This is a genomic window from Bradyrhizobium sp. CCGUVB23 (genome assembly GCF_024199885.1).
GTDB lineage: Bacteria > Pseudomonadota > Alphaproteobacteria > Rhizobiales > Xanthobacteraceae > Bradyrhizobium.
On record NZ_JANADQ010000001.1, the window covers coordinates 6,181,266 to 6,193,195 of the forward strand.

Annotated in this window: 10 protein-coding genes; 7 read left to right on the forward strand and 3 right to left on the reverse strand. The window is 64.3% G+C overall.

Translation table 11 applies throughout. The annotated features are described in order from the left end of the window. Positions 1-6: 6 nt before the first annotated feature. From dctP to NLN62_RS28575, 5 genes are read left to right on the forward strand one after another with little or no spacing between them, the layout of a single operon-like run. Positions 7-1,029, forward strand: a complete 1,023-nt coding sequence (dctP, locus tag NLN62_RS28555) for a TRAP transporter substrate-binding protein DctP (protein WP_027524702.1) — start codon at positions 7-9, stop codon at positions 1,027-1,029. Between the two features lie 29 nt (positions 1,030-1,058). After that, positions 1,059-1,613: a TRAP transporter small permease gene (locus NLN62_RS28560; protein ID WP_027524701.1), complete on the forward strand. Its 555-nt coding sequence runs from the start codon at positions 1,059-1,061 to the stop codon at positions 1,611-1,613. A gap of 11 nt (positions 1,614-1,624) precedes the next feature. Continuing rightward, the gene (locus tag NLN62_RS28565; protein ID WP_254111105.1) at positions 1,625-2,914 is read left to right on the forward strand and encodes a TRAP transporter large permease; all 1,290 of its coding nucleotides are present in this window, start codon (positions 1,625-1,627) and stop codon (positions 2,912-2,914) included. Positions 2,915-2,944: 30 nt separating this feature from the next. Beyond that, complete coding sequence (locus NLN62_RS28570) at positions 2,945-4,111, forward strand: acyl-CoA dehydrogenase family protein (protein WP_027524699.1); 1,167 nt, start codon at positions 2,945-2,947, stop codon at positions 4,109-4,111. 3 nt (positions 4,112-4,114) lie between these two features. After that, complete coding sequence (locus NLN62_RS28575; protein WP_027524698.1) at positions 4,115-5,365, forward strand: acetyl-CoA hydrolase/transferase family protein; 1,251 nt, start codon at positions 4,115-4,117, stop codon at positions 5,363-5,365. A gap of 2 nt (positions 5,366-5,367) precedes the next feature. On the opposite strand, the gene NLN62_RS28580 is transcribed toward NLN62_RS28575, so the two are convergent. The 3 genes from NLN62_RS28580 to NLN62_RS28590 all read right to left on the reverse strand — a co-directional run bounded on the left by NLN62_RS28580 (position 5,368) and on the right by NLN62_RS28590 (position 9,721). Continuing rightward, on the reverse strand, positions 5,368-5,898 hold the full coding sequence (locus tag NLN62_RS28580; protein ID WP_254111106.1) for a hypothetical protein: 531 nt from the start codon (positions 5,896-5,898) through the stop codon (positions 5,368-5,370). 14 nt (positions 5,899-5,912) lie between these two features. Further along, positions 5,913-7,223, reverse strand: coding sequence for a hypothetical protein (locus NLN62_RS28585; protein WP_027524696.1), 1,311 nt, complete (start codon positions 7,221-7,223; stop codon positions 5,913-5,915). 65 nt (positions 7,224-7,288) lie between these two features. Further along, the gene (locus NLN62_RS28590) at positions 7,289-9,721 is read right to left on the reverse strand and encodes a hypothetical protein (RefSeq protein ID WP_035663180.1); all 2,433 of its coding nucleotides are present in this window, start codon (positions 9,719-9,721) and stop codon (positions 7,289-7,291) included. Positions 9,722-10,235: 514 nt separating this feature from the next. On the opposite strand from NLN62_RS28590, the gene NLN62_RS28595 reads away from it, so the two are divergent. Together NLN62_RS28595 and NLN62_RS28600 are read left to right on the forward strand one after the other, a co-directional pair. After that, the gene (locus tag NLN62_RS28595; protein WP_027524695.1) at positions 10,236-10,931 is read left to right on the forward strand and encodes an RNA polymerase sigma factor; all 696 of its coding nucleotides are present in this window, start codon (positions 10,236-10,238) and stop codon (positions 10,929-10,931) included. Between the two features lie 144 nt (positions 10,932-11,075). Continuing rightward, a complete protein-coding gene (locus NLN62_RS28600) occupies positions 11,076-11,900 on the forward strand; it encodes a flagellin (RefSeq protein WP_027524694.1) in 825 nt (274 codons plus the stop codon). Positions 11,901-11,930: the final 30 nt, after the last annotated feature.

Genomic DNA, 11,930 nt, shown 5'->3' on the forward strand with positions numbered 1-11,930 from the left:
AAACGAATGAACAGGAAGCTGGTGTGGGCTCTCGCGGCTCTGGGGCTGCCGATCGTGACCGGCCCGGCTCGGGCGCTGGAGCTGAAGGTCGCCGACTCCTTTCCCGCCGGCCATTACCTCGTCCGCCTGATGCTGAAGCCGTGGATGGACGACGTCACCAAGCGGACCAACGGCGCGGTCACCTTCACCTATTATCCGAACCAGCAGATCGGCAAAGCTGCCGACATGCTACGCCTGACGCAATCCGGCGTCGTCGACATCGGCTACATCGGGCCGTCCTACGTCTCGGATAAGATGCCGCTGTCGGAGGTCGCGCAATTGCCGGGCGCGTTCCAGACGAGCTGCCAGGGCACGCTCGCCTACTGGAAGACCGCGCGCGAAGGCCTGCTCGCCAAGCAGGAATATGCACCCAACAAGATCAAGCTGCTGTTCGAGGTGGTGTTGCCGCCCTATCAGGTGTGGACCGCCAAGGCGAAGGTCGAGACGCCGAAGGACATGCAGGGCCTGAAGCTGCGCACCACCGGCGGCGCGCAGGATCTGACGCTGCGCGCGCTTGGCGCCGTGCCGGTGCGCATGGCCGCGCCCGATGCCTATGAATCGCTGTCGCGCGGCACGATGGACGGCCTTTTGTTCCCGATGGAAAGCGTCGTCGCCTACGGTCTCGACAAGCTCGTCAAGCACGCCACCGAAGGCGTCAGCTTCGGCAGCTTCATCGTCGCCTATTCCATCAACCAGTCAGTCTGGGACAAGCTGCCCGAGGACGTGAAGAAGGCGATGGACCAGGCCTCCGAGGCGATCGAGCCGAAGGCCTGCGCCGACGTCGACAAGGAGCAGGACACGACGAAGCAGCACCTTACCGAGAGCGGCGTCAGCTTTGAGCCGCTGCCGGAGGCAACCCGCGCCGAGATCAAGGACAAGCTCAAGGGCGTCGGCCAGGAATGGGCGTCCGGTCTCGACAGCCGCGGCAAGCAGGCCTCGGCCGCGCTGAAGGAATTCGAGGCTTTACTCGCCGCAGGCAGCACGAAGTAGCGCAGGCAGGGACAAAGGGGACGCCGGACGTGATCGAGAAGCTCGGCAATGCGCTTTCCGCGCTGGAGCGCGCGCTGACGGTGATCGCGGTGGTATTCCTGTTCGTGATCATGGTGCTTGTCGTGACCGACGTGTTCATGCGCTACGTCATGAACCGGCCGTTCTCCTTCACCTACGACCTGATCGGGCTCTATCTCCTCGCCGGTGTGTTCTTCCTCACGCTGTCGGACGGCTTGCGCGAGCATGCCCATGTCGGCGTCGATATTTTGTTGTCGCGTTTCTCGCCGGCGGGACGGCGGCTGTCGGAGATCATCACCGCGCTGGCGGGTTTGTTCGTCTTCGTCCTAATTTGCAAGGTCGGCTTCGAGCGGGCCCTTGAGAATTACGAGCAGCATGACGTGCTCGCGGGCGCTATTCCCTGGCCGACCTGGATCTCGGCAGCGCTGGTGCCGTTCGGCTGCGGCGTGCTGGTGCTGCGACTGATGCTGCAGCTCATCGGCAATGTGCTGAGCCTCATCAGCGGGCGCGACCTCTATCCTTTGCCACCGGTGACCGGGATCGGCGAAGCGAGATCCTTCGAGTAGCGGCAGCGTCCATGACACCTCTCATCGTTCTCGGACTTCTGTTCTGCCTGCTCGCGCTCGGCACGCCCGTCGGCTTTGCAATGGCCTTTTCCGGTTCGGTGGGGCTCGTGATGGTCGGCGGCTTTGCGACGCTGTCGGGCATCCTGCAAACGGCACCGCTCTCGACCGTCTCGTCCTACGAGCTGATCACCATCCCGATGTTCCTGCTGATGGCCGATCTCGTGCTGCTGTCGGGCGTCGCGGACGATCTGTTCAAGACGGCCTCGGCCTGGGTCGGCCGCATCCCCGGCGGGCTCGGCATGGCAACGGCGCTCGCGGGCGCCGGCTTCGGCGCGATCTGCGGCACGTCGACAGCATCCGCCGCGACGCTGTCCTCGACCAGCCTGCCGGCGATGATCCGCCAGGGCTATGAGCCGAAGATGGCGGCAGGCGTGGTCGCGATCTCCGGTACCCTATCCATGCTGCTGCCGACCAGCGTCGCACTCGTGATCTTCGGCCTGCTTGCGGAAGTGAACATCGGCAAGCTGCTGATCAGCGGCATCATTCCGGCGATCCTCGTCACCATCACCATCATGGCCACGATCTATTTTCTGGTCTGGCAGGACCCGTCGCGCGCGCCGGGCGCAAAATCGGTGCCGTGGCGCGACAAGTTCGCTCTGCTCTGGCAGGTCTCGCCGATGGTGGTGCTGTTCTCGATCGTGACCGGCACGATCTATCTCGGCGTCGCGACGCCGACGGAAGCCTCGGCCTTCGGTGCATTCGGTGCCTTCCTGCTTGCGATCGTCAAGGGCAAGATCTCGCCGTCCTCGCTCTACAGGACGCTGCTGCGGGCCTGTCATGGCACCTGCATGATCATCATGATCCTGGTGGGCGCCTCGATCTTCGGCTACTTCTTCACGTTGACACATGTGACGCAGGACCTCGTCGCCTGGATCGGCTCGCTGCCGACTTCGCGTTGGGTGATCATCACGCTGATCCTCTGCGGCTATATCGTGCTCGGCTCCTTCATGGACCAGATCGCGATCTTGGTACTGACGGTGCCGATCGTACTGCCGCTGATCAAAACGCTCGGCTTCGATCCGATCTGGTTCGGCGTCATCAAGATCGTCACCGCCGAGGTCGGCATGATCACCCCGCCGGTCGGGCTCAATTGCTTCATCGTCGCCCGCTACGCCAAGCGGCCGGTGGCGGAGGTGTTCCACGGCACCTTCCCGCATTTCATCGCGCACCTGGTCGCGATCGCGATCCTGGTGGCGTTCCCGAGTATCATCCTCTGGCTGCCCTCGCAGATGGGGCGCTAAGCTTACGAGCCTCCGGCAAAGGAGACCATCATGGATTTCGCGCTCAGTGATCAGCAGGAAGCCATCCGCGACGCCATCGCAAAGATCTGCGAAGGCTTTGACGACGCCTACTGGCTGAACAAGGACCGTGAGGGCGGCTTCCCGCACGATTTCCACAAGGCGCTGGCCGACGCCGGCTGGCTCGGCATCTGCGTTCCGGAGGAGTATGGCGGCTCCGGGCTCGGTATCACCGAGGCCGCGATCATGATGCGAACCATCGCGGAATCCGGCGCCGGCATGTCCGGCGCCTCCGCCGTGCATATCAACGTGTTCGGCCTCAATCCCGTTGTCGTGTTCGGCACTGAAGAGCAGCGCAAGCGCATGCTGCCACCGATGGTGGAGGGTCGCGAGAAGGCCTGTTTCGCGGTAACCGAGCCCAACACTGGCCTCAATACCACGCAGCTCAAGACGCGCGCGGTCGCCAAGAATGACCGCTACATCGTCAACGGCCAGAAGGTCTGGATCTCGACCGCGCAGGTCGCGCACAAGATCCTGCTGCTCGCGCGCACGACGCCCCTTGAGGACGTGCGCTCGCCCACTCATGGCCTCAGTCTGTTCTACACGGATTTCGACCGCAAGCGGATCAAGGTCCACGAGATCGAGAAGATGGGCCGCAAGATCGTCGATTCCAACGAGCTCTTCTTCGAGGATTTCGAGATCCCGATGGAGGATCGGATCGGCGAGGAGGGCCGTGGCTTCGAGTACATTCTCGAAGGCATGAATCCCGAACGTATCCTCATTGCGGCCGAAGCGGTGGGCCTCGGAAAGCTCGCGCTGTCGCGCGCCACCGAATATGCCAAGACGCGTGTCGTGTTCAACCGCCCGATCGGCAAGAACCAGGGCATCCAGCATCCGCTCGCGGTGAACTGGGTCGAGCTCGAAGCCGCCTGGCTGATGGTGATGTCGGCCGCCTGGCAATATGACAAGGGCATGCCGTGCGGCGCCGCCGCCAATGCCGCAAAATATCTCGCGGGCGAGGCCGGCTTTTCGGCGTGCGAGCAGGCCGTGATGACGCATGGCGGCTTCGGCTATGCCAAGGAGTTTCACGTCGAGCGCTATTTGCGCGAGATCCTGATCCCGCGGATTGCGCCGGTCAGCCCGCAGCTCGCGCTCAGCTTCATCGCGGAGAAAGTGCTCGGCCTCGCCAAGTCGTACTAAGCCGTGTCCGGAAATGCGCCAACGATCGACTTCACCGGCCTGATCCAGGACGGCGATCTCGTGGTGTGCGGGCAGGCGACGGCCGAGCCGCGCACGCTCACCGAAGCGCTCGTGGCACAGGCGGATCATCTTCCGCCGTTGCGTCTTCTGGTTGGCCCGCTCTTCTCCGAGACGTTTTCGTCCGAATGCGCGGCGAACATCTCTTTTCTCAGCTATGGCGTGATCGGCAACGCCCGACGCCTCGCCAGGGCCGGCCGGCTTGCCGTGATCCCGAGCAACTACAGCGCCTTCTGCGCTGATTTCGCTGCAGGACGGCACCGGGCGGACGTCGTGCTGGTGCAGCTCGCGCAAGCGAGCGACGGCAGGCTCAGCGCCAGCCTTTCGAACGACTATGTGATCGATGCCGCGCGCCGCGCACGGCTGGTCGTTGCGGAAATCAATCCGGATGCGCCCTGGACCCATGGCGCCGAATGGCCGGATGACGTGCCGATCCATCTGAGAATTGTTGCCCACCATTCGCCTGTTGAATTGCCGTCAGCGCCCCCTGATGATGTGTCGCGCCGCATCGCCGCGCATGCGGCAGGCCTGATCGCCGACGGCAGCACCTTGCAGTTCGGGGTCGGCAGGATTCCGGACGCGATCCTGTCCTCGCTCTCGCATGCACGCGACCTCGGCATTCATTCCGGCCTTATCAACGACGCTGTCGTCGACCTGATCGAGTGCGGCACCGTCACCAACGCGCGCAAGGGGCTGGATGTGGGCATCACCGTCACCAATCAGGTGATCGGCACGCCGCGGCTCTATCGCTTCGTGCATGAGAACAGGGCGGTTGCGGTGCGCCCGGCCTGCTACACGCATAACCAGGGCGTGCTGGCGCAGATTAGCCAGCTGGTCGCGATCAATTCCGCGCTTCAGGTCGGTCTCGACGGCTCGGTCAATTCCGAGAGCTTGAACGGCGTGGCTGTCGGCGCCATCGGCGGGCAGCTCGACTTCGTGCGTGGCGCCAACGCTTCGCCCGGCGGCAGGGCCATCATTGCGCTACCCGCAACCGCCTCGGATGGAACGAGCCGCATCGTGCCCGATGTGGAGACCGTGACGACGCCGCGCGCCGACGTCGACGCCATCGTGACCGAGTGGGGCGTGGCGGAGCTGCGCGGCTGCGATCTTGCCGAACGCGCGCGCCGCCTGATCGCGATCGCGGCGCCGGAGCATCGCGATGCATTGTCCGCGGAGCCGATGAAGCGAGGCCGTTAGCCTCAGTTCATCTGCGCAAAGCTCGGCTTGCTTTCGGTGCTCTCGATGATCCCCGGCAGCTCGGTCGCTTCATTCGCGATCATGCCGGCCATCCGCCAGAAAAGGTGCGCGAGCCGGGTGAAGGTCTGCCGCTCGCGTTCGATCAACGACGCATCTTCCGGAACGGTCAGGGTTTCAAGTCCGACCACGCGGCGGGTGTCCGGCCAGATCGTCATCGATTGCGCGATCGCCGAGAAGCACCGCGGATCATCGCCGTCGTCGGGCGCGGTCGGCAGACCCGGATATTGAACGGGCGCGACATAGAATTTGTAGGCGCCGCACCCGAGCTGGAGCAGGAATTTCTCCGATATCGCGGTGTCGTTGGCAAACGATACGAGCCGCGCATCGCGTAAGGTTTCGGGTGCGATCGCGAGCAGATCGCGCGCCGATAGCGCCGAGCAGAAGGAGAGGCTTGGGTTGTGCTCGCGGAGCAGCGCGGCAAGCGGTAGCTGCTGTTGGCCGGTTTGTGTGAGCAGGATGATGGTCTTCAGCATCGGAGTAGCTCTCGTCAGGGGATCAGGTGGCAGCGCGTGGCTTGCGCCGCGGCGCTGGCGAAGAAGTCGCCGCTAATCTTCTGACCCGGCGCGATCTCGACGACGCGATAGCGCGCGAGGCGCGCAGCTTCCCGTGCCGTGTTGACGTCGTCCCGCCAGCCGCAGAGCGACAGCTCGAACCGTCCATAGCCGCCGCAGTCGCGGGCAAAGGCGCCGGTCACCGCCTCGACGGTAGCGGCGATCGCGCGCGCCTCATTGGCCTCGACATCGCGCAGAATCACGGCCACGCCGTTGTCGGCTGCAGCCTGAGAGGTCATGACCATGAAGGCGTCGCGCGCGCCGGTCCGGCCGGCGCGGCGGGCCGCGCGCACGAGGGATGCGAAGCTGGGATCAGGCCCGAGCTCGGTCGTGGTCGTCGGCTGCGCATGGATGATGGTCGCGCGGCTCGCGGCGAGGTCACCCGTCAGCGCATGATAGGAGCGGGGGAGCCAAACCGTGTCGAGCGGGCCATGCGAGGAGGCGTGGCTCCAGGCCTGGTCGAGCAGATAGCCTTCCCAGATCGTGGGATGGGAGGCGGCAAGGTGGTGCCAGGCTTGCAGCAATTGCTCCGCTCGGGCCGTGCGACCGAGATAGAGAGTTTGAGCCGACATCTCCCAGCGGTTCCACTTGTGGAGAGCGACGTCGCAGCCGAGCGAGGACGGCAGCAGGGGCGCCTCGCGCAGCACCGCGCCCGCTTCGATAAACAGCAGCGGTTCGCGGTAGCGGCTCCACATTCGCGCGATGAACTCGGCCTTCTCGAAACAAAGCACCTCTTCGCCGAACTCGGCTGCGATCGGCTCGATATGGCTGTCGAGCTCGAAGGCCTCGAGCGAGCGCTGCAAGGCACGGATCGCATCGGGGTCGGTGCCGTAAGGGTAGTAGGAGATGACGCGCGGCCGCACCGTGCATTCATCCGCGGCCGCGAGAAACCGCGACCAGCCGATCCCGCCCCACCACATTTCATGCGGACCCTCGGCGCTCGGGCCGACGGTGCCGAACTCGGTCAGCTTTGACTTGAGGAAGTCGAAGCCCGGATTCTCGCTGAGCGGGATGACGACCGCGCAACCCGGAGTCAGGGCGCGGTAGAACAGCTCGGCCGCGGCGCCGCTCGGCGGCTCGGTCAGAATGACCACCCCGCCGCCGCGGCGGCCTTCATGCGCCATCTGCACCGTCGGGGCGCCGTGACGGCCGACCAGCCAGCCGAGGCGATGACGCTGTGCGTCGCCGAGCCGGATGCCGGCCGCGCGCAAAACGCCGTCAAGATCTGTCTGCGTTCCGTCCGTCAACTCCGTGCCCCCTCATTTCGTATCGGCCTTGGGCTTCAACGGGCGAGGGGGCCCGATCAGGCGCATTATTCGAGCGCGGTGGCGAGGATGCGGGCGTGACTGAGCGAGGTGAGCGCGATCGAATAGACCGCGACGTCCCCCGCCATCGGCCCGACCGGGATCAAGAGGCAGCCATCGTCGTTCTCGGCGCAGTAATAGGAGCCGTTTCGCTGGAGCCCGGCATGTACCAGGCTGTCGGCGGAGATCCCCGTCACCTCCTGGCTTTCGGCCGCATCGCGAACGCTGTCGCCGCTCTGGACGGTCACGCCGTGAAGGAGTCCCTCGCGGGCCAGCCTTGCCAGCGGGACGGCAATCGTCGCGACCGCCATCGCCCGCGATAGCGGGATGCGCAGGCGCAGCTCGCCAAGTCCGGTGCGCTGGACGGTCACCGTTTCCATCGAGGCACTGCCGTCGGTCCGGAACAGGCCGATCTGTAGTGCACTGCAGGAGGCTTCCTCGAACACATCGGCCGGCAGGCGATTCGCGCCGAACAGGGTGTAGAGATAGGAATAGGACGGCGACAGGCCGGCAAAGCTGGCGGCCAGCCACATTGGCGGCGCTGCCGAGGTGCAGGCGGCGGAAAGGCCGCGGGCGGTGAGCTGGTTACGGACGAACCCGCCATCGAGCAGCGGCGCCAGCGCATGGGTGCCCAGATTGACGTCGTGCTTCAATCCGCCGAGCAGCGCGATCTCGTCGTCGTCCGGCAGTAGCAACAGGCGCGCCAGCGTCGCCGCACTCCAGCTCGCGGCGACATCGAGCGCAGCATAAGGCAGCAGGTCATATTCGGAGGCGATCCTGTCCGCGCTCGCCGCGAAGGCCAGCGCGCCCGACTGGATCTCGGCGGCCAGCGCGATCTGTTCGGTCGGACGCGGATTGATCTCGCGCAGGACCGCCTCGTCTTGATAGTCGCGTACCGAGCCTTCGGCCGAGCAGCAGATCTGCTCGAGCAGCGCGACATTGCGGATCAGCATGCGCTTGACATGGGGCGTCACCACGAGATCCGAGACGAAGCCTTCCGCGGTGTCGCTCTCGGCGATCTCGTCGAAGGCGTCATCGAGCGAGATCAGGTAGGTGCCGTGCAGGCGGATACTGATGCCTTCCTGGTCGAAGATGCGGCGCAGTGCCTTCTGCACGCTGCCGGAATAGCCGAGATCGGCGAGCACGAGGTCGGTGCAATCGTCGAATCCGGGGATGGTGTGGCGGAGATAAGCGAGCAGGCGGGCGCGCAAGCCGGCGGCAAGCTCAGTGATCTCGCCGGCGTCCATCAGGTCCGGCAGCGCTTCGGCAAGCTCGTCGCCGGGCGCGATCCCGTCCGGATATTTCGCGAAGAAGGCGGCGACCTTCGGCGGCAGGATCTTGATCATGTCGCGCAGTGTCGGCGCGTCGATCTTCATGACCTTGCCGAGGAGGTCGCAGAGCGGCTCCATTGAATCGGCCGAACCGATCAGGCTGACGCGGCGATTGATCTCGATATAGGCCGACATTGCGCCGTGGCGTTCCCGCCAGATCCGGTGGGACAAGAATCCGTCGCGGCCGAGGAAGCCGAGCGCCACGCGTCGGCCGGGCAGCGCCAGCGCCTCGTAGCGCGCCGCGACGAAAGCATCGAACGCGGTCATCACCGGACCGAGCACGGTCAGGCCCAACTGGAACGCCGGTGATTTCTCTGCGCTCCGCGCTGCCACCATTCTCCGCAGCGTGCGCGCGCCGTGGTCGAGCCGCGATGGCTTGCCCTGGCACAGCAAGTCGAACATCGCGGTCTCGCGCTGGAGCTTCGAGGCTAGCTGCGCCGAGGCTTGCGGATAGTAGCGGGGACGGATGCCGTGGCGCCGCGCGCCCCTTATGTCGGCGCTCTCGTTGTCGCCGACGTGAAAGGACGCGGCTGGATCGACGCCCTGATCAGTGATGTATCTGGCAAACAAAGACTCGCTCTTGCTGCTGCCGTGATCGCAGGACGCGTAGAGGAAGTCCCAGGTGAGGTCGGGACTGCAGGCGCGCAGCAGGCGGGCGAGCTGCGCGGAATCCCAATAGGTGTCCGAGATGAATCCGGTGCGATGACCGGCCCGTTTCATGTCGATATATTGCTGAAGCATTTCCGGATTGACGCGACAAAGCTCGAGCTCGGCGGCGAACTCAGCCTCGACAAGACCATCGCGATTGCGGCGATCGAGCCCGAACAGCTTGAACGGAAAATAGGAATAGACCTCGGCGATGTGCACCTCGCTCGCGCCACGTTTGTCCTTCGCGGTTCGTCGTGCGCGCGATTCGGCCTGGATGCGATGCTGAACGAAACTGGCGGAAACGTTCGGACATATTCTTGAAATGCCGGAGAGCTCGTAAGTCCTTTCAAATACGCCATCTGGCGTCGTGCAGGCGCGCATCAGAAACGTATCGAAAACATCGAACGACCAAGCAGAAACAATTCTCGTCCGACGTTTCGCGTCGGCCGTCGCGATCTTCATGCTGCAATTCCCCGCCAATCGAACCGATTAACGCTGCTGTGTTGCAAGTCAGGCGCGCTCGCGACGAAAAAAGTTCGCGCGCGATTCAAAACCGCGCATGTCGCGACTGACAGATTCAAAAAATCCGCTAGGTTCGAAAAAGGTGATTCGGCAAAAATTGCCGAGTGAGAAAATTGTCTCGCGTTCATTCACACTTGGACACAATCGATCGCCGCCTGCCTCGCGCGCAGAGCGCGTGTTCGTTTTAGTGCCGTGTATCTCCTCGAGTTTTTGAAGCTGCATCTGTTCGGGATGAATGATCCGCAAATGACGCGAGACGATGTCGATGATTGCTGGACAGTAGCGCGCGTTACGCGCAACGTCGGCAATTGTTGCCGGTCACTCGGCAAAAGATTCCGGATAAGATCTTGAAAAATAACAAAAATTCTCCGCCTGGATTGGTTCGTCTCCGCGTTCAACGCCTGGAAGCCGTGTGGAATATGCGCCGCCGGCATTGCGGGTTGGAGATTGCGGGATGAGTTACGCGCTTGATGTCTGGGCGCCCGCCGAGGCCGAAGTCACGACGACGGTACCGGTCGACGAGACCTTGCCGGTAATGCCGTCGGCGCCGCTCGCGCCGGATACCGTGCCGGCCGCAGCGATCGTCCTCGATGAAGACAGCGAGCTGCTCGATCGCCTCGCAACCGGTGACGAAGCGGCGTTCCGCATGCTGGTCGAACGTCACATCGACCGCGCCTATGCGATCGCGCTGCGCATCGTCGGCAACGCGGCGGATGCCGAGGACGTGGTGCAGGACACCATGCTCAAGATCTGGAGCCATCGCGGACGCTGGCAGCATGGCCGCGCCAAGTTCTCGACCTGGCTCTATCGCGTCATCTCCAATCGTTGCATCGACCTGCGCCGCAAGCCGCGCACGGAGAACGTCGACACGGTGCCGGAAGTCGCCGATGGTCAGCCGGATGCGGCCGACATCATCGAGCGCAACGAGCTGAACGACATGCTGGAGGTCGCGATGCAGCGGCTGCCCGAGCAGCAGCGCATCGCGGTGATCCTGTCGTATCATGAGAACATGAGCAACGGCGAGATCGCCCAGGTGATGGACACCACGGTCGCCGCGGTGGAGTCGCTTCTCAAGCGCGGCCGCCAGCAGCTCCGTCAGCTGCTGCGGCGGCACGAGCGCGACATCCGCACCGCGTTTACCGATTGCTAACCATAAAATCCTGCATCCGAAATTTTTTTCGCCTGATCTCCTTGCGCTCCGCCGTTTGAGCGAACGGACGGGGCTGCGCCCGCGTCGTCGTCAGTCGCTTAATCACGATGCGGCACGTCATGCCCATCAGCACAGGAGCCTGCAATGCCCGCGATTTCCACCAATACCGCTGCGAACGCCGCAGTCCGCTACCTCAACATCAACTCCTCGCAAGAGACCAGCGCGCTCTCGAAACTGTCTAGCGGCTCGCGCATCACATCGGCCTCCGACGACGCCGCCGGTCTTGCGATTTCGACCCGCATCTCCTCGGACGTCACCACGCTGCAGCAGGCTGCGACCAACGCCTCGCAGGCGACCGCGATCCTCCAGACCGCCGACGGCGGCGCCTCGAACATCTCCGACATTCTCGCCCGCATGAAGTCGCTGGCCTCCGAGTCGGCCTCGGGCACCACGACCGACTCCAGCCGCGCCTACATCCAATCGGAATTCTCGCAGCTCACGAGCGAAATCGATTCGATCTCGACCGGCACCCGTTATTCCAGCCAGAGCCTGCTCGACGGCACCAGCGTGTTTTCGTCGGGCGTCTCGGTCCTGGTCGGCTCGTCCGGATCGGACACCATCACCATCACGCTGGCGAGTCTCACGGCGTCCTCGCTCGCCGTCTCCTCGCTCGACGTCAGCACCCAGTCGGGCGCGACCTCGGCGTTGACGGCGCTCGACACCGCGATCGACACGGTCTCGGCCGCCCGCGCCTCGATCGGTGCGCAGGAATCGCGCTTCAACTTCTCCTCGGATTCGATCTCGACCCAGACCCAGAATCTCGAATCCGCGAACTCGGCGATCAAGGACGTGGATATCGCGGCTGAGCAGGCCACGCTGTCCTCGGCCGAGGTGAAGACCCAGGCCGCGGTCTCGGCCGAATCCGCCGCGAACCAGATGCCGCAGTACCTGCTCAAGCTGCTCGGCTAACGATCGTCTTTCCGGGCCGGCATGAGGCCG